The sequence below is a fragment of the Aeromicrobium sp. 10G20-16 genome, from assembly GCF_055809665.1.
In genome coordinates this window covers 1,508,348-1,532,017 of record NZ_CM147919.1, presented here as the reverse complement: position 1 = coordinate 1,532,017, position 23,670 = coordinate 1,508,348, and the positions used below count along the sequence as shown (strand labels likewise).

The following is a 23,670-nucleotide window of genomic DNA, read 5'->3' as shown; positions in this document are numbered from 1 at the left end:
TCTATCGAAACGAAACCGTTTCGTTCACATCGTAGGTCATGCAGACGAACCTGTCGCCTCCGGGCGGCATGACCTGCGTCACCGTCAGTAGGGTCGGGGTGTGCAGCACCGGACCTTCGCCATCGACATGCCCGTGCGGTTCCGTGGCATCTCGCGCCGCGAGGGCATGGTGATCGAGGGGCCGGCCGGGTGGGCGGAGTTCAGCCCGTTCCTGGACTACGACGCTCGTGAGTGCGTGCCGTGGCTCGCCGCCGCCCTCGACTCGGCCCGCCGGCCCTGGCCGGAGCCGGTGCGCGACGAGGTGCAGGTCAACTGCACCGTGCCCGCCGTCGACCCTCAGGCGGCTGCCGACATCGTGCGCCGCAGCGGGTGCTCGACGGCCAAGGTCAAGGTCGCCGAGCCCGGCCAGCGGCTGGCCGACGATCTCGAGCGGGTCGAGGCCGTGCGCGACGCGATCGGACCACGCGGCCACGTGCGCGTCGACGCCAACGGCGGGTGGGACGTCGACGCCGCCGTCAGCGCGATCGCCGCGCTGAACCTGGCCGCTCACGGACTGGAGTACGTCGAGCAGCCGTGCGCCACGGTCGAGGACCTGGCAGCGGTGCGGCGACGCGTGGGCGTGCCCATCGCGGCCGACGAGTCGATCCGCCGGGCCGAGGACCCGATGCGCGTGGTGGCGCTCGAGGCCGCCGACATCGCAGTGCTGAAGGTCCAGCCGCTCGGGGGAGTGCACGCCTGCCTGGAGATCGCCGAGCGCATCGGTCTGCCCGTCGTGGTGAGCAGCGCCGTCGACACGTCCGTGGGTCTCGCGGCCGGACTGGCGCTCGCCGCCGCGCTGCCCGAGCTGCCGCACGCCTGTGGGTTGGGCACCACCTCCCTGCTGTCCGGCGACGTCGTCTCCGAGCCGCTGGTTCCGGTGGACGGACGTCTGCCGGTGGGCCGCCAGGTCGTCGACGAGCAGGCCTTCGCCGCCGTGGCTGCCGACGCCGAGACCGACGCCCGCTGGCGCCGACGTCTCGCCGAGGTGGAGGAGCTGATGGCGTGAGCGAGTCGACCGACGTGGCGCGTGAGTGGGTGGGGTGGCTGCTCGGCCGCCACGTGACCGATGCCGTGCTGTCTCCCGGCTCGCGGTCGGGGCCGCTGGCACTGGCACTCGCGGCCGCGGACCGACAGGGACTGATCCGTCTGCACGTGCGGGTCGACGAGCGTGAGGCGGCGTTTCTCGCCCTCGGGCTGGCCAAGGCGTCACGCCGCGTGGTGCCGGTGGTGACCACGTCCGGCACGGCCGTCGCCAACCTGCACCCGGCGATGCTCGAGGCCCGGCACGCGCGCGTGCCGCTGCTGGCCGTCACGGCGGACCGACCCGCACGACTGCGCGGCACCGGCGCCAACCAGACCACCGAGCAGAGGCAGATCTTCCCGGGGGTCCCCTGCTGCGCGCAGGTTGCCGAGCTCGTGCTCCGCGACGGCCCGCAGCACCTCAACCTCGAGCTCGACGAACCTCTGGTCGAGGCCGTCGAGTGGACGTTCACGGCCGCCGACGTCCCCGAACCCGCGACGGATCCGCCCACCACGCACGTGCTGGAGAGCGGGCCGCTCACGGTGGTGGTGGCCGGTGACGACGCTCGCCAACCGGCCCGCGTGCTGGCTCGCGACGCGCGCTGGCCCCTGCTGGCCGAACCCAGCTCGGGGTCGCGCAACGGCGAGGCGCTCGTCGCCCACCGGTTGGTCCTGCAGCACTCGCCGCTGGCCGACCGGATCGAGCGGGTCGTCAGCTTCGGCCACGCCACCTTGTCCCGGCCGGTGAACGGACTTCTCGCGCGTGCCGACATCGAGATCGTGCACGTCGGCGACCAGTCGACGTTCCCGGTGCCGGCCGGCCCGAACGTGCGTTTCGTCGACGAGGTCGGGCCCGCCGCACCTGACGACGACTCGTGGCTGGGTGACTGGCTCGCCGCAGACGCCCGAGCCACTGCCGCGATCGACGCCGTCCTCGCCGAATCCGCACTGGCCGATCCCACCGGCTACGACATCGCGAAGATCGTGAACGCAGCGGTGCCGCCCGAGGGCCTGCTGTTCATCGGGTCGTCGAGCCCGATCCGAGACCTGGACCTCGTCGCCCGCCCCTACACGGTCGGCGAGCGGCGCCTGCTGATCGCCAACCGGGGTCTGGCCGGCATCGACGGCACGCTGTCGACCGCGATCGGTTCGGCGCTGGCGCGCACGTCGTCCCGCGCGATCGCCTACGTCGGCGACCTCACGTTCCTGCACGGCAGCAACGGACTGCTGATCGGTCCCGAGGAGCCTCGGCCCGACCTGACGATCGTGGTGGTCAACGACGACGGCGGCAGCATCTTCAGCACGCTGGAGCAGGGTTCGCCTGACCACGCCGACTCCTTCGAGCGGGTCTACGCGACGCCGACCGGTGCGGACGTGGCGGCCCTGTGCGCCGGCTACGGCGTCGCCCACCGGCGCGTCGGGGCCCGCGATCTGGCCTCCGTGCTGGAGGAGGGCGTGGTCGGGCTGCGGGTCGTCGAGGTGGCTGTCGATCGGACGGGTCGACGCGATCTGGACGCACGGATCAGCGCCGCCGTCGCGGCCGCCGTTCGTCCGTGACAGCGGTTGTGGCATGGACGTACCCGCAGTAGGTTTGTGAAGCACGTCACCACCTGTGCACCTACGCGATCGAGGAGACCATGGCAGACGAGACCTTCGACTACATCGTGATCGGATCCGGCAGCGCAGGTGGCGTGGTCGCCGCTCGGCTCAGCGAGGACCCCACCGTCAGCGTCCTGCTGCTGGAGGCGGGCCCCGAGGACGACGACGAGATGATCAAGCTGCCGATCGGCTTCTCGACGCTGTTCAAGACCAAGTGGGACTGGAACTACGAGACCACCCCGCAGAAGCACCTCGCCGGCCGCCGCGCCTACTGGCCGCGCATGAAGGCCCTCGGTGGCTGCTCGTCGATGAACGCCATGATCTACATCCGCGGCAACCACGCCGACTACGACGAGTGGCGCGACGCCTACGGCGCCACCGGCTGGGGCCACGACGACGTCCTCCCGTACTTCAAGAAGGCCGAGAACAACCAGCGTCTGTCCGACGAGTACCACGGCACCAACGGGCCGCTGCACGTCGAGGACCGCGTCTACACCCACGAGCTCAGCACGGCGTTCGTCGAGTCGGCCGTGGCCTCGGGCATGAAGCGCAACGACGACTTCAACGGCGCCGAGCAGGAGGGCGCCGGCCAGTACCAGGTCACCTGCAAGAAGGGCCGCCGCTGGTCCGTCGCGGACGCCTACATCAGGCCCGCCATGGAGCGCTCCAACCTCACGGTGCGCACCGAGGCCCTCGTCACCAGGATCGTCCTGGACGGCACCCGTGCCACCGGCGTCGCCTACCGTCGCCACGGCGAGGACGCCGTGGTCCGCTGCGACCGTGAGATCGTCCTCAGCGGCGGCGCCATCAACAGCCCCCAGCTGCTGATGCTGTCGGGCATCGGCCCGGGCGCCCACCTGCGCGAGCACGGCATCGACGTCGTGGTCGACTCCGCCGGGGTGGGGCAGAACCTGCAGGACCACCCGGCCTCGGGACTGCTGCTGTACACCAAGAACACCTCCGACCTCGCCGAGAAGCTCGGCCTGGGCAACCTGCTGAAGTGGCGGGCCACGGGCAAGGGCGCGCTGAGCTCCAACGTCGGGGAGGCGGGCGGATTCTTCAAGTCCCGCGACGACCTCGCCGTGCCGGACATGCAGTTCCACCTGGCGCCCACGGGCTTCTACGACAACGGCATGCACGAGCCGGTGCGCCGCGGCGTCACGGTCGCCGGCACGTTGGTCAACGTGCAGAGCCGGGGCCAGCTGCGGCTGCGCTCGGCCGACCCCACCTGGCACCCCGAGATCGACGCCGGCTACTTCGACGACCGCGCCGACCTCGACGCGATGATCGTCGGCTACCGACGCGCGCTCGACATCGTTCACCAGGGGCCGTTCGCCCAGCTGGTCGACGCACCGTGGGAGCCGGCCACCCGTGATCCCTCCGACGACGACATCATCGCCACCATCGGCAGGCTCGCGCAGACGCTCTACCACCCCACGTCCACCTGTGCGATGGGCACGATCGAGGGCAGCGTCGTCGATCCGGAGCTCAAGGTCCACGGCGTCGAGGGCCTGCGGGTCGCCGACGCCTCCGTCATGCCGCGCGTCCCGCGTGGCAACACCAACGCACCGTCCATCATGATCGGCGAGAAGTGCGCCGATCTGATCAAGGAGTCACGATGACCGCCACCCTCGAACCCACCACCGAGACCGGGGCTCCCACCCCCACGTTCGACTCGCTGAACCCCGCCAACGGCGACGTCGTGGGCACCCACCCCGTGTCCAGCAAGGCCGACGTCGACGCGGCGGTGGCGCGAGCGCGCGAGGCCGCCGACTGGTGGGGTGCGCTGTCGTTCAAGGAGCGCGAGGACCACCTGCTCACCTGGCGCAGCGTCATCACCCGCCGCATCGCGCAGCTGGCCGACCTCTCGCACCGCGAGACCGGCAAGCCGCACGGCGACGCCCAGCTCGAGATCGTGCTGGCGATCGACCACATCGCGTGGGCCGCCAAGAACGCCAAGAAGGTGCTCGGTCCGCAGAAGGTCAGCTCCGGGCTCCTGATGGCCAACCAGGCCGCCACCGTCGAGTACAAGCAGCTCGGCGTCGTCGGCGTCATCGGGCCGTGGAACTACCCGGTCTTCACGCCCATGGGCTCGATCGCCTACGCGTTGGCGGCCGGCAACACGGTCGTGTTCAAGCCCAGCGAGTACACGCCCGGCGTGGGCCAGTGGCTGGCCGACACCCTCACCGAGGTCGTCGGCGGCCGACCGGTGCTGCAGGTCGTCACGGGCCTCGGCGAGACCGGCAACGCGCTGTGCGTCGCCGACGTCGACAAGCTGGCGTTCACCGGTTCGGGCCCCACGGGCAAGAAGGTCATGGCGGCGTGCGCCGAGAACCTCACCCCGGTGCTCATCGAGGCCGGCGGCAAGGACTCGCTGATCGTCGACGAGGACGCCGACCTGACCAAGGCGGCCGAGGCGGCGCTGTGGGGCGGCATGTCGAACGCGGGGCAGACCTGCATCGGCACCGAGCGCGTCTACGTGCACGAGAAGGTGTTCGACGCCTTCGTCAGCGAGATCACCGCCCAGGCCCAGGGCCTGCGGGCGGGCGACGACTCCGGCGCCAAGATCGGCCCGATCACCATGCCGTCGCAGCTGAAGATCATCAAGCGGCACATCGACGACGCCATCGCCAAGGGCGCGACCGCTGTCGTCGGCGGTGCAGACTCGGTCGGCGAGCGGTTCGTGCAGCCCACGATCCTGACCCACGTGCCCGAGGACTCCACCGCGATCACCGAGGAGACCTTCGGGCCGACCCTGGCCATCAACCCGGTGTCGTCCATGGACGAGGCGGTCGCCCTGACCAACGCCACGGAGTACGGCCTCGCCGGGGCCGTGTTCTCGGGCAAGAACGGCATGGACATCGCTCGGCGCATCCGCGCCGGCATGACCTCGGTCAACTCGGTCATCGCGTTCGCGGGCGTCCCGTCGCTGCCGTTCGGCGGCGTGGGGCAGTCCGGCTTCGGACGCATCCACGGCCCGGACGGCCTCAAGGAGTTCACCTACGCGCACGCCATCACCCGGCAGAAGTTCAAGCCGCTGATGATGCTGACGTCGTTCTCGCGCGACGCCAAGCTCGACGCCAGGGTGGCCTCGTTGATCACCGTGATGCACGGAGGCAAGCAGACGCTGCGCTGACGCGCCGCGGCTCTCAGGCCCGGCGAGTGGCGCGCAGGACCACGTCGCTGACGTGGTGGGTGCTGGCGGCGCCCGGCGGGCGGTCGCGGGTCTCGTCGACCTCGATGACCCAGTCGGTCGACGCTGCCAGTGCCGATCGGATCTCGGCGATGCCCACGTAGGCCTCCGGGTCGTACATCCGGGTCTGCTCGGCGACGTCGTGCGGCTCTCGCAGTGGTGTCAGGTCGTGGTGCACGGCGATCAGGGTCCCGCCGGGCGCCACGGCATCGAGCAGGTTGCGCAGGCCACGCTGGTCGGGGGAGCGCAGGAACGATCCGTACTGCAGGGAGACCAGGTCGTACGTCCGACCCTCGAACGGGTCCACGAGGGTGATGTCGCTGCGCGACAGCGCGACCTGCACGCCGCGACGCTCGGCCTCGGCGCCGATGCGGGCCAGTGCGTTCTCGGAGATCTCGCTCGCCGTCACGGTCCAGCCGTTCTCGGCGAGCCAGATCGAGTCGGCTCCCTCGCCGGCGCCGACGTCCAGGGCGCGGCCGGGGGTCAGGCCCGTGGCCTCGGCCACCAGCGTCCCGTTCGGGTTGGCGCTCCAGACCGGATCGCCGGCGTAGCGGTTCTCCCAGTCCGCTCGGGTGGCCTCGGGGCGGGCTGCCGCATCGAGGTCCTCGTCGGCGATGCCGAAGGTGCAGAAGGCGCCGACCCGGCTCCCGTGGGCCGCCGACGGCAGCACCTGCAGGCTCGGGTCGGTCAGGTTGCCCGCCGCGAAGACTCCGGGGACCGACGTCTCGCCGGTCATCGGGTCGACCTCGACGACGGTGCCCAGGCCGGTGGGGTGCGACGTGCTCGTGACGCCCACCCCGGCGAGCATCTCGGCTCGCGCCCGGAAGCCGGAGCCGGCGACGACGGCGTCGGCGCGCAGCGTCTGGCCGTCGACCAGCTCGACGCTGACGCCGTGCCCGTCGTGGGTCACCCCCGTGACGGTGTCGCGCAGCACGGTGATCCCGCCTGCCGCGAGACGGCTCACCGTGGCCTCGTCGACCTCGACGCCGTCGTGCAGCACGACGGTCAGCCGGGAGGTCAGGTGCCGGAAGATCGTCGTCGGGTGCAGGCCCATCGGATGGACCACGATCTGGACCAGCGCCTGGTCCCGCACCTCAAAGCCGTGGCAGAACGGGCAGTGCACGACCCATCGACCCCAGCCGTCGGCCAGCCCGGGGATGTCGGGCAGCTCGTCGGCGACACCGGTGGCGGCCAGCACGCGCCTGGCGACGATCGTGTGGCCGCCCGTCAGGGACACCTCGAACCGGCCGTCGTCGCGGCGGATGACGTCCAGCACGCGGCCCTGCAGGATCTCGCCGCCGTAGGAGCGGACCTCCTCGCGGCCGATCGCGACGAGCTCTGACGGGGCGGCGCCCTCGCGGCCGAGGTAGCCGTGCATGTGGTCGGCCGGCGCGTTGCGGGGCGTGCCGTCGTCGACGACCAGGACGCCACGACGCTGGCGGGCGATCTGCAGGGCGGCGGCGAGACCCGCGGCGGAACCGCCGATGACGGCGACGTCGGTGTGCCGCTGCATCGTGCGTGGATGACTGCTGCTGTGCTGGTGGTCGGTCATGGATCCAGCGTACGAGCCCGTGCGGCTTTGGGAAAGTCACTTGCAGAATACGCAAGAAGGCGTCAGGCTGGTCCCATGAGCGAGATCGAGATCCTGGCCCGTGAGCGGCTCCGCAGCCTGCGCACGACCCTCGGCTACTCGCTCGACGAGCTGGCCGAGCGGTCCCATCTGAGCCCGTCGACCATCAGTCGCATCGAGACGGGCAAGCGATCGCTGAGCCTGGACGTGCTGGTGCCGCTGGCGGACGCCCTCCAGGTGAGTCTGGACGTGCTGTTCGACGTGCCCGGCGACGACGACGTCGTCATCCGACCCACCGAGCACAGCTCGGGATCACGCACCACGTGGGCGCTGAGCCGGCCCGACGGGCGCACCGTCGCGATGAAGTTCCGGCTCGAGCCGACGGACGAGCGACCCGACCAGCGGGTCCACCCCGGTCGTGACTGGTTCGTCGTCACCGAGGGAACGGTCCGGCTGTGGCTGGGCGACCGCGAGATCGACGTCGCCAGCGGGGAGGCCGCGGAGTTCGACACCATGACGCCGCACGCCATGGGTGCCGTCGGCGGCTCCCCGGCCGAGCTGATCGCGATCTTCGACCGCGAGGGGCAGCGCGCGCACGTGCACCGGTAGGTCCGCGCCTACCGCTCCTCGCGGAAGTCGACGTGCCGGCGGACGACCGGGTCGTACTTGCGGACGACCAGGCGATCGGGGTCGTTGCGCCGGTTCTTGCGGGTCACGTAGGTGAACCCGGTGCCGGCCGTCGACCGCAGCTTGATGATCGGTCGGACGTCGCTGCTCCGGCCGGCCATCAGACCTTGCCCCCTCGAGCGAGGATCTCGCCGACGACGGCGTCGATGCCGCGCTGGTCGATCGTCTTGATGCCGCGAGCGCTGAGCGTCAGCGTGACGCTCCTGCCCAGCGACGGCACCCAGTACCTCTTTGTGTGGATGTTCACGTCGAAGCGTCGCTTGGTGCGTCGATGCGAGTGCGAGACGCGGTGGCCGAAGCCGGGCGCTGCGCCGGTGGCCTGGCAGACACGGGACACGGTGACCTCCTGGATCGCGGTCTGATAGAATGAGAATTGTTATCAACAAGAGTACAGGAGCGCGCGTGAAGCAGGGAATTCACCCCGACTACGTCCCGGTCGTCTTCCGGGACAGATCGGCCGGTCACCAGATCCTCACCCGGTCGACGCTGACGGCGGCGAGCGACGAGACGATCGAGATCGACGGCGTCACCTACCCCGTGGTCGACGTCGACGTGTCGTCGGCGAGCCACCCGTTCTGGACCGGTCGCGGCCGCGTGATGGACGCCGAGGGCCGTGTCGAGCGCTTCAACCGTCGCTTCGGCCGGACCCGGCAGGAGGAGGAGCGATGAAGGTCCGCAGCTCGCTGAGGTCGCTGAAGAACCAGCCCGGCTCGCAGGTCGTGCGTCGCCGCGGGCGCACCTACGTGATCAACCGGCAGAACCCCCGACTCAAGGCGCGACAAGGATGAGGCGCATCCGCGCGAACCGGCCGCGGGTGCCGGTGATCCTGATCAGCGGTGTCGCCTCCGAGCCGATGGCTGCGGCGGCCATCGCCGTCCAGTGGGACCTTCCCGACGCGGTCGCGGTGCAGCACGTGGTCGACGCCGATCGGGAGGTGCTGGTCCGCATCGTCAGCGATGCGACCGGTCTGCTCGACCGCACCGAGATCGACGTCGAGCACGCCTGCGTCAGCTGCGCCATCCGCGAGGACGTCGTGCCCACGCTCGAGCGGCTCGCCGCCGACGGGCGCTGGGGGGCGATCGTGGCCCAGCTGCCCATCACGGCCGAGGCCACGCAGGTCTGTCGCACGATCGCGTGGGGGCCGCAGCAGGCGCCGAACGTCGAGATCTCGGCATCCATCATCGCGCTGTCGGCCGACGCGGTGCTCGACGACCTGCTGGGCGACGACCTGGTCAGCGAGCGCGACCTGGAGGGCGTCCGGCCGGACGACCGGCGGGGCGTGGCCGAGGTCGCCTGCGCCATGATCGAGTACGCCGACGTCGTCGTGGTCGGCAACCCGCTCGACGACGCCGAACGGGGCGTGCTCGACGCATTGCGCCGTCCCGGCGCCCAGCTGGTGGAGTCGTTCAGCCGGCTGGACGCTGCCTGGCTCGCGTCCGGCGTCCACCGCCACGACCTGGCCGAGGCGTGGGTGTCGGAGGTGCGCCGCGACGCGCTTCCCCCGCGGGAGCTCGCCCGATCCGACGTCGGGGGCGCCTGGATCCTGGACCTGACCTCCGAGCGCCCCTTCCACCCCGAGCGACTCCAGTCGATGATCGCCGTGCTCGGTGGCGGCCCGCGCCGCTCGCGCGGCTGCTTCTGGCTGCCCACCCGCCCCGACCAGATCTGCGTCTGGGACGGAGCCGGGGGTCAGGTGAGCGTCGGTTCGACCAAGGCGTGGGGAGCAGGCGAGCCGCTGACCCGCCTCACCTTCGTCGGCGTCGACGACGAGCGCCACGAGATCGAGCAGGCGTTCCGGGCCTGCCTGCTCACCGACGACGAGATCGCCCAGCGCGGCTGCATCTGGGAGAGCGTCGAGGACGGCTTCGAGCCGTGGCTCGGCCCCGTCCGCAGAGCCGCCTGAGACCACCACCCACCCATCGACCCACCCACCCCTCGCAAAGGATGAAAATCATTCCCACTATCATCGAAACCATGAAGACCCCGATGCTGCGTGCCGCGGCCGTGACGTTCTCGGCTGCGCTCGCGCTGTCCGCCTGCGGCAGCTCCGACTCCGGTTCCGGCTCGTCGGCGGACGGCGCCCTCACGATCGTCGCCTCCACCAACGTGTACGGGAACATCGCCCAGGCAGTGGGCGGCGCCGACGTCAAGGTCACGAGCATCATCACCAGCTCGACCCAGGATCCTCACGAGTACGAGGCCACGGCACAGGACCGCCTCGCTATCGACCGCGCTGACATCGTGATCGAGAACGGCGGCGGCTACGACCCGTTCGTCGACACCCTGCTCAAGGGCACCGACAGCGATCCCCACGTCATCAACGCCGTCGACGTGTCGGGCCTGCTGCCCGGTGGCGACCACGCCGACGACCACGACCACGCGGGCGAGGAGGGCCACGACCACGCGGGCGAGGACGGCCACGACCACGTCGAGGGATTCAACGAGCACGTCTGGTACGACTTCCACACCATGGACCACGTCGCCGAGCAGATCAGCACCGAGCTCGCCCAGCTCGACCCCGCCAACGCCTCGGCCTACCGGGCCAACTACCAGAAGCTGGCCACTCAGATCGAGGGGTTGGAGACCTCGGCGACGTCGCTCAAGGCCACGGCCGACGGGAAGGACGCGGCGATCACCGAGCCCGTCCCGCTGTACCTGCTGCAGGCCGTCGGTCTGACCAATGTCACGCCCCCGAAGTTCAGCGAGTCCGTCGAGGAGGGGGCCGACGTTCCGCCGCGCGTCCTGGCCGAGACCCTCAGGCTGTTCGACGATCGTGACGTCGCGGTGCTGGCCTACAACCCGCAGGCCGAGGACGCCACGACCGAGCAGGTCAAGGCCGCGGCCACCGCGGCCGACGTCCCGGTCGTGAACTTCACCGAGACGCTGCCCGACGGCAAGAGCTACGTCGAGTGGATGCAGGGCAACATCGATGCTCTGGCCGATAGTCTCGGCGGCACGTGAGCACCGACGATCGATCCGACCGAACGCCGGCGCTGCGCCTGACGGGTGCAGCGCTGGCGTTCGGCGCGCGCGGACTGTGGTCCGAGCTCGACCTCACGGTCGGCCACGGTGAGTTCCTCGCCGTGCTCGGGTCGAACGGATCGGGCAAGTCGACGCTGCTGAAGACGGCACTCGGCCTGCAGCACCTCACCGCCGGGACCATCGAGGTGCTCGGCGAGCCGGCTACGCGCGGCAACCGTCGCGTCGGCTACGTGCCGCAGCAGCGGCTGATTCCCGGAGGCACCCCGATGCGCGGCCGCGACCTGGTCGCGCTCGGCATCGACGGCCATCGTCTGGGCGTGCGGCTGCTCGGCCGGACCGAGGTACGGCGACGTGTCGACGCCGCCATCGCCACCGTGCAGGGGCAGGCCTTCGCCAACCGTCCCATCGGTCAGCTCTCCGGTGGCGAGCAGCAGCGGCTGCGCATCGCCCAGGTGCTGGCGTCCGATCCCGAGCTGCTGCTGTGCGACGAGCCGCTGGCCAGCCTGGACCTGCACCACCAGCGCGTCGTCAGCGAGCTGATCGACGCCCGGCGTCGCAGCCACGGCACCCCCGTGGTCTTCGTGACCCACGACATCAACCCGGTGCTGGCGATGACCGACCGGGTCCTGTATCTCGCGGACGGCCGCCACTGCATCGGCACGCCCGACGAGGTGCTGCGCTCCGACGTGCTCAGTGACCTGTATGGCACCAAGGTCGACGTCGTGCGGGTCGGCGAACGCATCGTGGTCCTCGGTGCACCGGACGACCACGACCACCACCTCGAGGTGCTCCCGTGAACGGCGACGTGTGGGACCGGCTCTTCCGCTTCGACGACTACGGCGCCCTGCTCGGGCTGGTGCAGAACTCGCTGATCGCTGCCGCCGTCCTGGGCGTCGTGGGCGGTGTGATCGGTGTCTTCGTGATCCAGCGCGACATGGCCTTCGCGGTGCACGGGGTCAGCGAGATGTCGTTCGCCGGCGCCGCCGGGGCCCTGCTGCTCGGGTCGAGCGTCGTGGCGGGCTCGTTGGTCGGAGCCGTCGCCGCTGCGCTCGCCATCGGCCTGCTCGGGGCGCGGGCCCGCGAGCGGAACTCCGCCATCGGGGTCCTGATGCCGTTCGGCCTGGGTCTGGGCATCTTGTTCCTGGCGCTCTACGACGGACGCGCCTCGAGCAAGTTCGGGCTGCTGACCGGTCAGATCATCTCGGTCGACGGTCCGTCGCTGGGCTACCTGATCGGCATCTGCGTCGTGGCGCTGGCCGTGCTGATCGCGATCTGGCGACCGTTGGTGTTCGACTCGCTCGACCCCGACGTCGCCACGGCCCGCGGCGTGCGACCGCTGGTGATGTCGCTGCTGTTCATGGTGGTGCTCGGCATGGTGGTGTCGGTCGCCGTCCAGATCGTCGGCGCTCTGCTGGTGCTCGCCCTGCTCGTGACGCCGGCCGCGTCGGCGCTGCGTCTGACCGCGTCACCGGTCGTGGCGCCGGCCCTCGCGGCGGCGTTCGGGGTGCTGGCCGCCGTGGGCGGCATCCTGCTGGCGCTCGGCGGCTCGTTGCCGATCAGCCCCTACATCACGACGATCTCGTTCCTGACCTACGTGGTGTGCCGGGTGGTGGCGCGGGCACGCGACGGGGCGCGGGCGTAGTCAGGCGGCAGAGCACTCGGCGCACAGGCCGAACAGCTCGACCACGTGCTCGACGTCGGTGAAGCCGTGCTCGTCGGCGGCCGTGGCCGCCCACCTCTCGACCGACGGGCCGTCGAGCTCGACCGTGACGCCACAGCTGCGGCACACCAGGTGGTGGTGGTGCTTGGCGCCGCACTTGCGGTAGAGCATCCCGCCCTCGTCGATGCGCACCGCGTCGACCTCGCCGGCCTCGGCCATCGCCTGCAGCGTGCGGTAGACCGTCGCCAGACCGACCTTCTCGCCGTTGGAGCGCAGCTCGTCGTGCAGCTGCTGGGCGCTCATGAACGCGTCGCTGCCGTCGAGCTGATCGCGCAGGGCGCGGCGTTGCCGGGTGTCGCGGTGCCCTGCCTCGGTGAATGCACGGGGCTGGGACATGCAGCCATCCTAGCGATCGATGCCACGCACGCGTGCCCCCGTGCGCCTGCGCGGGCTAGCCTGTCGGGGTGACGATCAAGCGCTACGTGGCCCTCGGCGACTCGTTCACCGAGGGCGTCGGCGACCACGACGACGCCCTGCCCAACGGGGTCCGGGGCTGGGCCGACCGGGTGGCCGCCGTCCTCGCCCGCGAGACGCCCGGCTTCGAGTACGCCAACCTCGCGATCCGTGGACGCAAGCTGCGGCCGATCCTCGCCGAGCAGATCGACCCCGCCCTGGCGATGGCCCCGGACCTGGTCACGCTGTACGCCGGCGCCAACGACGTGCTGCGTCCCCGGGTCGACATCGACGCTCTCGTGGCCGACTACGACGCGGCCGTCGGCCGGCTGGTGGCCGGGGGAGCGCACGTCGTGCTGTTCACCGCCTACGACCCCGGTGGCCACCCGGTGTTCGGCGCACTGCGCGGCCGCTTCGCCGTCTACAACGAGCTGGTGCGTGAGGTCGCCGACCGTCACGGCACGACGCTGGTCGACTTCTGGCGGCTGCGCGAGTACCGCGACGACCGGATGTGGGACGCCGACCGCATGCACATGGCCACCCCCGGTCACCAGCGGATGGCCATGGCCGTGCTCGACGCACTCGGCGTGCGGCACGACCTGCAGCCGCTGCCGCTGGTCGATCGGTCGGCCCTGTCCACCCGGGAGCGTCGTCAGGCCAACCTGGCGTGGGCGCGCGAGCACGCCGGGCCCTGGGTCAAGCGCCGGCTGACCGGGACGTCGTCGGGCGACTCGCTCAGTCCGCGCTGGCCGGTTCCGTCCTCGATGAACCCGGCCTCCATGAACCCGTCCTCGGTGGTGCAGTCGCCGGTCGGGCAGCGCTGAGGTCGTCGTGAAGCTTCCCGAAGCTCGGTCCCAAGCTGGCACCGCCGCCGACGGATCTCGACGAGGACTCCGCCGAGCGGATGTTCTCGTTCACCCGCCTCACCGACGGCAAGCTGGTGCCGACGCGTCGCTTGTTGTGGCTGGCCGTCGTGCAGGCGGGCAAGCTCGACATCGGCGACCGCACCACCTTGAAGTCGGCGCACGAGACGATCACGCTCTCGCCCCACACGGTGGTCACCACCAAGCAGGAGGCGGTCGGGGCGGCCAAGATCAACTGGTACGTCGAGCAGATCAACTCGGGCGAGAAGATCAAGCCGGTCCGCGTCACCGACGTCGCACAAGAAGGTGACTGGTGGCACCTCGACGGCCTGCACCGCCTCCTCGCCGCCCGCATCCTCGGTCGTTCCGTCGAAGCCGAGATCTACCGCTGACGCACGTGGGTGGCGGGCTCGCTCGGGCCTGGACGGTGGGGTCGCCTCGCTGCGCTCACAGTCGGCCGCGGGCGGCCTCCTTGGCGACCGGATTCTGCTCGCCAGGGAGCGCAGGAACCACCTGCTCGCCAGGGAGCGCAGCGACCGTGAGGTCGCGAGGAACGAGCGGCCGAGGCGTGGTGAGGTGCTGGGCTTGCGTGAGCCTCGCCAGGGAGCGGAGCGACCGTGCCCTTCGCTTCGCTCACGCTCCTCGCAGGGCTCGTCGCTAGGGCCCGGTTCGCGAGGGACGAGCGGCCGAGGTGTGGTGAGTTGGTGGGCTCGCTCGGGCCTGGACGGTGGGGTCGCCTCGCTGCGCTCACAGTCGGCCGCGGGCGGCCTCCTTGGCGACCGGATTCCTGCTCGCCAGGGAACGCAGGAACCACCTGCTCGCCAGGGAACGGTGCGACCACCCGCTCGCCAGGGAGCGCAGCGACCGTGAGGTCGCGAGGAACGAGCGGCCGAGGCGTGGTGAGGTGCTGGGCTTGCGTGAGCCTCGCCAGGGAGCGGAGCGACCGTGCCCTTCGCTTCGCTCACGCTCCTCGCAGGGCTCGTCGCTAGGGCCCGGTTCGCGAGGGTCGAGCGGCCGAGGCGTGGTGAGGTGGTGGGCTCGCCCGTGCCTGGATGGTGGGTCGCCTCGCTGCGCTCACTGTCGGCCGCGGGCGGCCTCCCTGGCGACCGGATTCTGCTCGCCAGAGAGCGCAGGAACCACCTGCTCGCCAGGGAGCGGAGCGACCGTGAGGCCGCGAGGAACGAGCGGCCGAGGCGTGGTGAGATGTTGTGTTCAGGCGAGGGCGTCGCGGACCGGGATGAACTTGGCGTTGGACTCGGCCAGCTCGTCGGCCGGGACGGAGTCGGCGACGATGCCGCACCCGGCGAACAGTCGCACGGTGGCGCCGTCGTCCTCGATCTGCGCCGAGCGGAGGCCGATGCCCCACTCGCCGTCGCCGCGTGCGTCGATCCACCCGACAGGGCCCGCGTACCGGCCGCGGTCGAGCAGCTCGATCTCCGCAATCAGCGCGACTGCCTCGCGCGTGGGGGTGCCGCCGACGGCCGCCGACGGGTGCAGCGAGGCGGCCAGGGTCAGCGCGCTCGCACCGTTCTTCATGACGCCGGTGACGTCGGTGGCCAGGTGCATGACGTTGGGCAGGTGCAGCACGAAGGGCGTCTCGGGCACGTTCATGCTCGTGCAGTGGGGGGCGAGCGCCTCGGCCACGGACCGCACGGCGTACTCGTGCTCCTCCAGATCCTTGCTCGAACGCGCCAGCGACCCGGCGAGGGCGAGGTCGTGGGTGTCGTCGCCGGTGCGGCGGATCGTGCCGGCCAGCACCCGCGAGGTGACCAGGCCCCGCTCGAGGCGCACCAGCATCTCGGGCGTCGAGCCGAAGAAGCCGTCGACGTGGAACGTCCAGCAGCTGGGGTACTCGGCGGCCAGCCGCGCGAGCGGTGCGCGCACGTCGAGGGGCTCGTCGAGCGTCGCCACCAGGTCGCGTGCCAGCACCACCTTGTCGAGCGCGTCGGCGTTGATGCGGCGCACGGCCTCGGCGACGAGGTCCTGCCAGGTGAGGCTGTCGACCGGGCCGTCGGCGAAGGCGGCCCCGACCGGCTCGTCCGGCGCATCGGTGGGCGCGACGTCCGGCAGGCCCGAGATGCCGTGACCGATGACCGTCAGCCAGGTGACGCCGTCTCGGCGACCCACCACGACCTCGGGAACCACCAGGGCGCTGCCGGGCGCGTCGTCGGTGAAGGTGAACGACCCGAACGCCACGAGTCCCGATCCGGGCTGGTCGACGTCGTCACGCACCACCGCGTGGGCCGACAGCTCGCGCCACCAGGCTGCGGCGACGTCGAAGCGTTCGCTGCCCGAGCAGGCGAGCTCGGTGGCCCGGCCCCAGCCGGCCAGGCCGTCGCCGTGGTGCACCCACGCGAAGGCGTCGTCACGCGGCAGCAGGGACAGCAGGGCCCCGGGATCCGGGATCGGCGCCGATCGGACCACGAGGGGTTCGACGGCGTCGGCCAGGACGGGGTTGCTCACCAGACGAGCCTATCCCTGCGGTCGCAGGACCGCGCTCACAGATCGGCCCGTAGGCTTCGCACGTGACCCGAGCTGGCCTGGACAAGGATCCCCGCGACGTCGCGCGCATGTTCGACGGCGTCGCGGCCAAGTACGACCTGACCAACGACGTCCTGTCCATGGGCCAGGACCGCAGGTGGCGCAAGCGGGTCGTCGAGATGATCATGCCCAAGCCCGGAGAGGTCATCCTCGACCTCGCGGCCGGCACCGGGACCTCCAGCCAGCCGTTCGCCGACGCCGGCGCCCAGGTGGTGCCGTGCGACTTCTCGATCGGCATGCTCCAGGTGGGCAAGCAGGCCAAGCCGGCGCTGGGCTTCACCGCGGGCGACGGCATGCGGCTGCCGTTCGGCGACGAGACGTTCGACGCCGTCACCATCTCGTTCGGGCTGCGCAACATCGCCGATCCGTCGGTGGGGCTGGCCGAGATGCTGCGCGTCACCCGTCCCGGCGGGCGCATCGTGGTGTGCGAGTTCAGCGCTCCCACGTGGAAGCCGTTCCGCACCGTCTACACCAACTACCTGATGAAGGCGCTGCCGCCGATCGCGCGCGGGGTCTCGTCGAACCCCGAGTCGTACGTGTACCTCGCCGAGTCGATCCGCGCCTGGCCCGACCAGCGCGGCCTCGCGGCCCAGATGGAGGCCGCCGGCTGGGGGCCCACCACGTGGAAGAACCTCAGCGGCGGCATCGTCGCTCTGCACCACGCCGTCAAGCCCTGACGCCGGTGCGCCCCTCGCCGGCAGTCGACTCGCCGGCAGTCGATCGGGCGGTGGGGCGATTCGTCGCGGTCGCCTCGGTCCTGTCGCTGGTTGTCACCACGGTCGTGGCCTATCACTCGTGGAACGAGCTGTTCGCCCTGTTCTCGCGCCCGGTCGTGCTGCGCGAGTCCGAGGCGCTGGTGGTGGGGTTGTGGGCCTCGAACCTGCTCGTGCTGCAGGTGATCTTCCTGGCGAGGCTGCCGTGGCTGGAGCGTGCGTGGGGCCGCGAGCTGCTGGTCCGGCTGCACCGCCTGGCAGGCGTCTGGTCGTTCTGGCTCGTGGTGCTGCACGTGGTGCTGTTCGTCGCGCAGGCGACCGCTGCCGACGCCAGCCGTCAGGGAGCGGCGTTGAAGCGGCTGTTCATCACCGGCCCCTGGCTGCTGCCGGCGACGATCGGCACGGTGCTGCTCGTGCTCGTGGTGCTCACGTCATTGGTCGACGTGCGCCGCCGGCTCCGGTACGAGACGTGGCACCTGCTGCACCTGTGGGCGTACGTCGGCATGGGTGCGGCACTGCCGCACCAGCTGATCAGCGATGACGTGAGCACCGGCTGGCGCGCGGTGTGGTTCTGGGGGTTGTACCTGGTGGGGCTGGTCGCCGTGGTGTGGTTCCGCGTGCTCGTGCCGGTGTGGCGGTCGGTCCGGTCCGATCTGCGCGTGGAGTCGGTCACCGACGCCGGGGGAGGAGCGGTCACGATCGCGATGCGCGGGAGCGGTCTCGCCCGGCTCGGTGCCGCGCCGGGGCAGTTCTTCGTCTGGCGGTTCCTCGGCGGTCGCGGGTGGACCCGCGGGCATCCCTACTCGATCTCCGGTGCGCCGTCGGACGAGCGGTTGTCGATCACCGTGGGTGCCACGAGTGATCGCCGGCTGGCCACGGTGAAGCCGGGGGATCGCGTGCTGTTCGAAGGTCCGTACGGCGCGTTCACGCTGGCCCGACGTCGTCGACGTCGCGTCGCCTTCGTGACGGCAGGGATCGGGGTGACGCCGGTGCTGTCGATGCTGCGGGGAGGTCAGGTCGACGGACCGGTGACGGTGGTGCATCGGGTGAGCGAGGTGGATGGTGCGGCGCTGCTCGACGACCTGCGCACGGCCGCCCGGGACTGCGACGCGCAGCTCACCGTGCTGGCCGGCCATCGCGCCGCGGTCGGTGCGTGGCTTCCCGAGGGAGAGCAGCAGGGAGCCGCCGACCTGATCGCCGACCTCGACGACACCGACGTCTACGTCTGCGGCCCCCAGCAGTGGGCCCGCGCCGTGGTCGCCGACCTCACCTCCGCTGGAGTCCCTCGTCGTGCCATCCACCGCGAGGAGTTCGAGTGGTGAGCGCGATGTCGTTGCTCTCGGCGCAGTCGAAGCCGCACCTCGAACACGCGTGGAGGGGCTAGGAGTTCGGGTCGGGCTTGGGGCGCGCGAGCTCATCAGCGGTTGCGCGTGCCTGTCGACGGATCTCCACAGACCGCGCCTCCCGCTCGACGTCGGCGCGTGCACGAGCTGCCCGAGCGTCTGTCCGAAATGACAAGCGCCAGGCTGCCACTACTGCGACAGACCCAGCGATGCCCAGCCACTCGCCGAAGGTCGGGGGGCCGCTCCTGCTTCCGAACAGATGGGCCGACACGTCGAAGATCACGAACAGTGCCGCTCCGAAGCCGGCTCCATTGAGGACATTGTTGGCGAACCGCTTGAGCGGCGTTGTCGCGGCGGGCCTTCTCGAGAGCTCCCGATCGATCTCGAACCCCGACACGACGGACAGGAGCACCCCATACGTCCAGAAGTCCATGTCCTCCGCGGTCAACACGAACTGCCGCGACAGCGCACCAACCCCCCACACGATGATCCCGGATATCGCTCCGGCAACCGCTGACCGCAGAATCCTGGACACACGCAGATCCTACGGGCGCGGATCCCCCGCGAACGCCAAGGACGTGTGGACATCTCTGATCGACGAGAGGGGACTGTCAGAGGGGGTGTCTAGGTTGGAAACATGCAGCAATCGCGGGCAGATCCCGAGGTTCGGCTGGTCGCCGCTGCTCGGGCGCGGGCGGTGGCTGAGCATGCCGAGTTCGCCGAGATGTTGTCCTATGCGGACCGGTTGACCGCCGAGTACACCCAGATCGCTGAGCACTTCCACCGCCAAGCCAGCCTGCGGTCTGTTCCGTTGGAGATCGCGGTCGCGCTGAATCTGTCCGAGGCCCAGGTCCATCGCAAGCTCGGTGCCGCCGAGACCCTGCGTGACCATGCCCCGACCGTGTGGGCTGCGTTCGCCGATGGTGTCGTGGACGCGCCGCGGGCGATCCTGATCGCCGCCACCGTCGACAAGCTCCAACGACCCGAATCGGTTCGCAGGCTCGACCACCGGGTCGTCGCCTACGCGGCCGACCACACCAGCATCGAGCTCAAGACCTGGTTGAAACGATTCGTCGCCCGGGTCGAAGCCGATCTGGCTGTCGAACGCGCCGAGACCCAACGGGCCGAACGGCGCGTGGTCGTCGAGCACGTCGATGACGGCATGGCCTGGCTGTCGGCCTACCTGCCCTCCCACATGGCCGCTGCGATCGACAAACGCCTCGACCGCGAAGCCAAGGCCTTCGAGCACGACGACCGGACCATCGCCCAACGGCGGGCCGACCTGCTCGCCGCCTGGGCCACGACCACCGACAACGGTGAAGCGGCCATCGGTGCCGACATCGCGGTCGTCATCCCCGCCAGCACGCTCGTGGGTCTTAGTGACGACCCGGCTGTCGCTGCGGATGGGACGTTCATCGTCCCCGCCCACTGGATCACCCACGACACCGCGAACCCGTTCTGGCACCGGCTGCTCACCGACAGCGGTGGCAACACCCTCGAGCACCGCTACGTCGGCCGCTTCGCCCCCGACATCCTCCGCAAGGCCATCGGCTTCCGCGACGGCACCTGTCAGGCGCCGACGTGCACGAAACCGGCCGACCGGTGCGAATACGACCACCGACAACCCTGGCCCCACGGACACACCGTCGGGGCGAACCTCTGGCCACTCTGCGGCCGGCACCACCAGATGAAGTCACACGACGTCATCCACTGGACACTGCCATCAGGTCAGACCGCCCCCGCCGAACGAGTTGAGCACCACCCCACCGCAGACCCTGTCTCACCGGTCGAGGCGCACCTCGGGTGGATCCTCGAGTACGTCGCCTGAGGCAGCCTTGGGAGTTAGTGTTACCTAAGTTACAGGCGCCCCCGCTCGGGCGTAGGGTGTGTCCCGAGACACGTTGTGAAGGTATTCACAAGCGCACGTGGAGGGATGTGTGATGACCGAGTACACCCCCATCCTCGCGCTGGGCGTCCTCGCTGCCGGCTTCGCCGTCGTCAGCATCATCGCGGGTAGCCTGACCGGCCCCAAGCGGTACAACCGCGCCAAGCTCGACCGCTACGAGTCGGGCATCGAGCCCAGCCCGTTGCCCGAGGGCGGCGGCAAGGTGTCGATCCGCTACTTCATCATCGCGATGCTGTTCATCGTCTTCGACATCGAGATCATCTTCCTGTACCCGTTCGCCGTCGCGTTCGACTCGCTCGGCTGGTTCGGCCTGGTGGAGATGTTCATCTTCATGCTCACCGTGTTCATCGCCTACGCCTACGTCTGGCGCCGTGGAGGTCTGGAATGGGACTGAGCGAAGCGAAGGACCCCCAAGAGATGGCACGTCGCGGGCCCCGCGTCGGCCCGGAGCGAAGCGAGGACCGACGTGGGAATTGAAGAGAAGCTCCCCAGCGGAGTTCTGCTGTCCACCGTCGAGGGACTCGCCGGCTACATGCGCAAGGCGTCGTTCTGGCCCGCGACCTTCGGCCTCGCCTGCTGCGCCATCGAGATGATGACCTTCGGCGCACCCCGGTTCGACTCCTCGCGCTTCGGCATGGAGGTCTTCCGCCCCTCGCCGCGCCAGGCCGACCTGATGATCGTCGCCGGTCGCGTGAGCAACAAGATGGCTCCCGTCCTGCGTCAGATCTACGACCAGATGGCCGGACCCAAGTACGTCATAGCCATGGGCGTCTGCGCCAGCTCCGGCGGAATGTTCAACAACTACGCGATCGTGCAGGGCGTCGACCACGTCGTGCCGGTCGACATGTACTTGCCCGGCTGCCCGCCGCGCCCTGAGATGCTGATCGACGCCATCTTGAAGCTGCACGCCCAAATCCAGCAGGAGAAGCTCGGCTCCAACCGTCTGGCCCAGATCGCCGAGGAGGAGAAGGTCGCGCTGACCGCCACGCCCACCTCGGCCATGAAGGGTCTCATGCGATGAGCGATGCAGATCTGAACTCGAACTCGGGGCAGGACCAGTCGCACGACGTGGTCAAGGCCGAGAACAGCCAGCAGAACCTCGAGATCGTCGAGGTGCGCGAAGGGGCGTTCGGCGCCCACGGCACCGGCGACACCAGCGGCTTCGGCGGACTGACCCGACCGGTCGTCATGCCCGGCGCCGCGTCGCGTCCGTTCGGCGGCTGGTTCGACCAGGTGGCCGACGACCTCGCCTCCCTGGCGCCCGAGGGCGCCATCGAGAAGGTCGTCATCGACCGCGGCGAGATCACCTTCCACATCCGCCGCGACGCGCTCCTCGAGGTCGTCACGCAGCTGCGCAACGCGCAGTCGCTGCGCTTCGAGTTCTGCTCCAGCGTCAGCGGCGTGCACTTCCCGCACGAGACCGGCCGCGAGCTGCACGTCGCGTACCACCTGCTCTCGATGACCCACAACCGCCGCATCCGCGTCGAGGTGTCCGCGCCCGAGTCCGATCCGCACGTCCCCAGCGTGGTGCCGATCTACCCCACGGCCGACTGGCACGAGCGCGAGACATGGGACATGTTCGGCATCATCTTCGACGGCCACCCCGCCCTCACCCGCATCCTCATGCCCGACGACTGGCCCGGTCACCCGCAGCGCAAGGACTACCCGCTCGGTGGCATCCCGGTCGAGTACAAGGGCGGCACCATCGCACCTCCGGACCAGCGCAGGAGCTACTCGTGACCGCGACACAAGATCCGTACGCCGGCGCCACCGATACCGCCGAGGGCCCGGTCTTCACCGTCACCGGACAGGACTGGGACACCATCGACACCGCAGGCGTCGATGGCGATCACCTCGTCATCAACATGGGTCCTCAGCACCCCTCCACCCACGGCGTGCTGCGCCTGGTGCTGGAGATCGACGGCGAGACCGTGCGCGACGCCCGCGCCGGCATCGGCTACCTGCACACCGGCATCGAGAAGAACATGGAGTTCCGCACCTGGACCCAGGGCGTGACCTTCTGCACCCGCATGGACTACGTGGCACCGTTCTCCAACGAGGCCGCCTACGTCATGGGCGTCGAGAAGCTGCTCGAGATCGAGGCGCCCGAGAAGGCCCAGGTCATGCGGGTCCTGCTGCTCGAGCTCAACCGCATCAGCTCGCACCTGGTCTGCGTCGCCACCGGCGGCATGGAGATCGGCGCGCTGACGGTCATGACCTGCGGGTTCCGCGACCGCGAGATCATCCTCGACCTGTTCGAGACCATCACCGGTCTGCGCATGAACCACGCGTTCCTGCGCCCCGGAGGCGTGGCGCAGGACCTGCCCGACGACGCGCTGCAGAAGGTCCGCGACGCGGTCAAGCTGCTCAAGAAGCGGCTGCCCGAGTACGCGGCGCTGTGCAACGCCAACCCGATCTTCAAGGGACGGCTCAAGGACGTCGGCCACCTCGACCTCGCCGGCTGCCTGGCCCTCGGCCTGACCGGCCCCGTGCTGCGCTCCACCGGCTACGACTGGGACCTGCGCACCAAGCAGCCGTACTGGGGCTATGACACGTACGACTTCGACGTCGTCACCCGCGACGAGCCCGACGCCTACGGCCGGTTCCGCATCCGCCTCGATGAGATGTGGGAGTCGCTCAAGATCGTCGAGCAGGCCACCGAGCGACTCGCGCAGATGCAGGGCATGCCGGTCATGGTCGAGGACAAGAAGATCGCCTGGCCCGCGCAGCTGAGCGTTGGCGCCGACGGTCAGGGCAACTCCGCCGAGCACATCCGCCACATCATGGGCGAGTCGATGGAGGCGCTGATCCACCACTTCAAGATCGTCACCGAGGGCTTCCGGGTGCCGCCCGGGCAGGCCTACGGCGCCATCGAGGCGCCGCGCGGCGAGATCGGCTGCCACGTCGTGTCCGACGGCGGAACCCGTCCCTACCGGGCGCACTTCCGCGACCCGTCGTTCGTCAACCTGCAGGCCACCTCGGTGATGAGCGAGGGCTCGATGCTCTCCGACGTCATCGTGGCCATCGCCAGCATCGATCCCGTCATGGGGGGTGTCGACCGTTGAGGCGCACGGCTCCTTCGTCGCCGCATCAGCGGCTCG

General features: G+C 70.3%; 26 protein-coding genes. 20 read left to right on the top strand and 6 right to left on the bottom strand.

Features of this window, described 5'->3' with window-relative positions; all coding sequences use genetic code 11:
* Positions 1–127 precede the first annotated feature (127 nt).
* The 4 genes from AC0L5F_RS07755 (at position 128) to AC0L5F_RS07740 (ending at position 5,794) form a co-directional block, all read left to right on the top strand.
* The gene (locus AC0L5F_RS07755; RefSeq protein WP_473316167.1) at positions 128–1,045 is read left to right on the top strand and encodes an o-succinylbenzoate synthase; all 918 of its coding nucleotides are present in this window, start codon (positions 128–130) and stop codon (positions 1,043–1,045) included.
* Positions 1,042–2,616: a 2-succinyl-5-enolpyruvyl-6-hydroxy-3-cyclohexene-1-carboxylate synthase gene (gene menD / locus AC0L5F_RS07750; protein ID WP_473316036.1), complete on the top strand. Its 1,575-nt coding sequence runs from the start codon at positions 1,042–1,044 to the stop codon at positions 2,614–2,616. The genes AC0L5F_RS07755 and menD overlap by 4 nt, the downstream gene beginning before the upstream one ends.
* Positions 2,617–2,696: 80 nt before the next feature.
* Entirely contained in the window at positions 2,697–4,280 is a 1,584-nt protein-coding gene (locus tag AC0L5F_RS07745; protein WP_473316035.1) for a GMC family oxidoreductase, read from the top strand.
* Positions 4,277–5,794 (top strand): aldehyde dehydrogenase family protein, encoded by a 1,518-nt coding sequence (locus tag AC0L5F_RS07740; RefSeq protein WP_473316034.1) that lies wholly within the window; start codon positions 4,277–4,279, stop codon positions 5,792–5,794. Before AC0L5F_RS07745 ends, AC0L5F_RS07740 begins: the two co-directional genes overlap by 4 nt.
* Positions 5,795–5,807: 13 nt before the next feature.
* On the opposite strand, the gene AC0L5F_RS07735 is transcribed toward AC0L5F_RS07740, so the two are convergent.
* Positions 5,808–7,403 carry an FAD-dependent oxidoreductase gene (locus tag AC0L5F_RS07735; protein WP_473316033.1) on the bottom strand — a complete coding sequence of 532 codons (1,596 nt, stop codon included), beginning with the start codon at positions 7,401–7,403 and terminating at the stop codon, positions 5,808–5,810.
* Positions 7,404–7,478: 75 nt separating this feature from the next.
* Here AC0L5F_RS07735 and AC0L5F_RS07730 point away from each other — a divergent pair, with 75 nt between their 5' ends.
* Complete coding sequence (locus tag AC0L5F_RS07730) at positions 7,479–8,030, top strand: helix-turn-helix domain-containing protein (RefSeq protein ID WP_473316032.1); 552 nt, start codon at positions 7,479–7,481, stop codon at positions 8,028–8,030.
* Between the two features lie 8 nt (positions 8,031–8,038).
* On the opposite strand, the gene rpmG is transcribed toward AC0L5F_RS07730, so the two are convergent.
* Positions 8,039–8,209 (bottom strand): 50S ribosomal protein L33, encoded by a 171-nt coding sequence (gene rpmG / locus AC0L5F_RS07725; RefSeq protein ID WP_473316031.1) that lies wholly within the window; start codon positions 8,207–8,209, stop codon positions 8,039–8,041.
* Positions 8,209–8,445, bottom strand: coding sequence for a 50S ribosomal protein L28 (gene rpmB, locus AC0L5F_RS07720; RefSeq protein WP_473316030.1), 237 nt, complete (start codon positions 8,443–8,445; stop codon positions 8,209–8,211). Before rpmB ends, rpmG begins: the two co-directional genes overlap by 1 nt.
* Before the next feature lie 65 nt (positions 8,446–8,510).
* Here rpmB and AC0L5F_RS07715 point away from each other — a divergent pair, with 65 nt between their 5' ends.
* The 6 genes from AC0L5F_RS07715 to AC0L5F_RS07690 all read left to right on the top strand — a co-directional run bounded on the left by AC0L5F_RS07715 (position 8,511) and on the right by AC0L5F_RS07690 (position 12,732).
* On the top strand, positions 8,511–8,777 hold the full coding sequence (locus tag AC0L5F_RS07715) for a type B 50S ribosomal protein L31 (protein ID WP_473316029.1): 267 nt from the start codon (positions 8,511–8,513) through the stop codon (positions 8,775–8,777).
* Entirely contained in the window at positions 8,774–8,896 is a 123-nt protein-coding gene (ykgO, locus tag AC0L5F_RS07710; RefSeq protein ID WP_473316028.1) for a type B 50S ribosomal protein L36, read from the top strand. The genes AC0L5F_RS07715 and ykgO overlap by 4 nt, the downstream gene beginning before the upstream one ends.
* The gene (locus tag AC0L5F_RS07705) at positions 8,893–10,011 is read left to right on the top strand and encodes a CobW family GTP-binding protein (RefSeq protein WP_473316027.1); all 1,119 of its coding nucleotides are present in this window, start codon (positions 8,893–8,895) and stop codon (positions 10,009–10,011) included. The genes ykgO and AC0L5F_RS07705 overlap by 4 nt, the downstream gene beginning before the upstream one ends.
* 71 nt (positions 10,012–10,082) lie before the next feature.
* The gene (locus AC0L5F_RS07700) at positions 10,083–11,069 is read left to right on the top strand and encodes a metal ABC transporter solute-binding protein, Zn/Mn family (RefSeq protein ID WP_473316026.1); all 987 of its coding nucleotides are present in this window, start codon (positions 10,083–10,085) and stop codon (positions 11,067–11,069) included.
* Positions 11,066–11,887 carry a metal ABC transporter ATP-binding protein gene (locus AC0L5F_RS07695; RefSeq protein WP_473316025.1) on the top strand — a complete coding sequence of 274 codons (822 nt, stop codon included), beginning with the start codon at positions 11,066–11,068 and terminating at the stop codon, positions 11,885–11,887. The genes AC0L5F_RS07700 and AC0L5F_RS07695 overlap by 4 nt, the downstream gene beginning before the upstream one ends.
* On the top strand, positions 11,884–12,732 hold the full coding sequence (locus tag AC0L5F_RS07690) for a metal ABC transporter permease (RefSeq protein ID WP_473316024.1): 849 nt from the start codon (positions 11,884–11,886) through the stop codon (positions 12,730–12,732). The genes AC0L5F_RS07695 and AC0L5F_RS07690 overlap by 4 nt, the downstream gene beginning before the upstream one ends.
* On the opposite strand, the gene AC0L5F_RS07685 is transcribed toward AC0L5F_RS07690, so the two are convergent.
* On the bottom strand, positions 12,733–13,146 hold the full coding sequence (locus AC0L5F_RS07685) for a Fur family transcriptional regulator (RefSeq protein WP_473316023.1): 414 nt from the start codon (positions 13,144–13,146) through the stop codon (positions 12,733–12,735).
* Between the two features lie 68 nt (positions 13,147–13,214).
* Here AC0L5F_RS07685 and AC0L5F_RS07680 point away from each other — a divergent pair, with 68 nt between their 5' ends.
* Positions 13,215–14,027: an SGNH/GDSL hydrolase family protein gene (locus AC0L5F_RS07680; protein WP_473316022.1), complete on the top strand. Its 813-nt coding sequence runs from the start codon at positions 13,215–13,217 to the stop codon at positions 14,025–14,027.
* An 80-nt stretch (positions 14,028–14,107) separates the two neighbouring features.
* Positions 14,108–14,458 carry a hypothetical protein gene (locus AC0L5F_RS07675; RefSeq protein WP_473316020.1) on the top strand — a complete coding sequence of 117 codons (351 nt, stop codon included), beginning with the start codon at positions 14,108–14,110 and terminating at the stop codon, positions 14,456–14,458.
* Between the two features lie 820 nt (positions 14,459–15,278).
* Here AC0L5F_RS07675 and AC0L5F_RS07670 read toward each other — a convergent pair.
* Positions 15,279–16,529 carry an isochorismate synthase gene (locus AC0L5F_RS07670; RefSeq protein ID WP_473316019.1) on the bottom strand — a complete coding sequence of 417 codons (1,251 nt, stop codon included), beginning with the start codon at positions 16,527–16,529 and terminating at the stop codon, positions 15,279–15,281.
* A gap of 62 nt (positions 16,530–16,591) precedes the next feature.
* On the opposite strand from AC0L5F_RS07670, the gene AC0L5F_RS07665 reads away from it, so the two are divergent.
* Together AC0L5F_RS07665 and AC0L5F_RS07660 are read left to right on the top strand one after the other, a co-directional pair.
* Complete coding sequence (locus AC0L5F_RS07665) at positions 16,592–17,284, top strand: demethylmenaquinone methyltransferase (RefSeq protein ID WP_473316018.1); 693 nt, start codon at positions 16,592–16,594, stop codon at positions 17,282–17,284.
* A 50-nt stretch (positions 17,285–17,334) separates the two neighbouring features.
* On the top strand, positions 17,335–18,642 hold the full coding sequence (locus tag AC0L5F_RS07660; protein WP_473316017.1) for a ferredoxin reductase family protein: 1,308 nt from the start codon (positions 17,335–17,337) through the stop codon (positions 18,640–18,642).
* Between the two features lie 58 nt (positions 18,643–18,700).
* Here the strand turns inward: AC0L5F_RS07660 and AC0L5F_RS07655 are convergent, their stop codons facing one another.
* Positions 18,701–19,198 carry a hypothetical protein gene (locus AC0L5F_RS07655; RefSeq protein WP_473316016.1) on the bottom strand — a complete coding sequence of 166 codons (498 nt, stop codon included), beginning with the start codon at positions 19,196–19,198 and terminating at the stop codon, positions 18,701–18,703.
* 102 nt (positions 19,199–19,300) lie between these two features.
* Here AC0L5F_RS07655 and AC0L5F_RS07650 point away from each other — a divergent pair, with 102 nt between their 5' ends.
* From AC0L5F_RS07650 to AC0L5F_RS07630, 5 genes are all read left to right on the top strand, one after another.
* Positions 19,301–20,491 carry an HNH endonuclease signature motif containing protein gene (locus AC0L5F_RS07650; protein ID WP_473316015.1) on the top strand — a complete coding sequence of 397 codons (1,191 nt, stop codon included), beginning with the start codon at positions 19,301–19,303 and terminating at the stop codon, positions 20,489–20,491.
* Between the two features lie 112 nt (positions 20,492–20,603).
* Complete coding sequence (locus AC0L5F_RS07645) at positions 20,604–20,963, top strand: NADH-quinone oxidoreductase subunit A (protein ID WP_473316014.1); 360 nt, start codon at positions 20,604–20,606, stop codon at positions 20,961–20,963.
* A 72-nt stretch (positions 20,964–21,035) separates the two neighbouring features.
* Positions 21,036–21,590 (top strand): NuoB/complex I 20 kDa subunit family protein, encoded by a 555-nt coding sequence (locus AC0L5F_RS07640; protein WP_473316013.1) that lies wholly within the window; start codon positions 21,036–21,038, stop codon positions 21,588–21,590.
* Positions 21,587–22,309, top strand: a complete 723-nt coding sequence (locus AC0L5F_RS07635) for an NADH-quinone oxidoreductase subunit C (RefSeq protein WP_473316012.1) — start codon at positions 21,587–21,589, stop codon at positions 22,307–22,309. Before AC0L5F_RS07640 ends, AC0L5F_RS07635 begins: the two co-directional genes overlap by 4 nt.
* Positions 22,306–23,634: an NADH-quinone oxidoreductase subunit D gene (locus AC0L5F_RS07630; RefSeq protein ID WP_473316011.1), complete on the top strand. Its 1,329-nt coding sequence runs from the start codon at positions 22,306–22,308 to the stop codon at positions 23,632–23,634. The genes AC0L5F_RS07635 and AC0L5F_RS07630 overlap by 4 nt, the downstream gene beginning before the upstream one ends.
* Positions 23,635–23,670 lie beyond the last annotated feature (36 nt).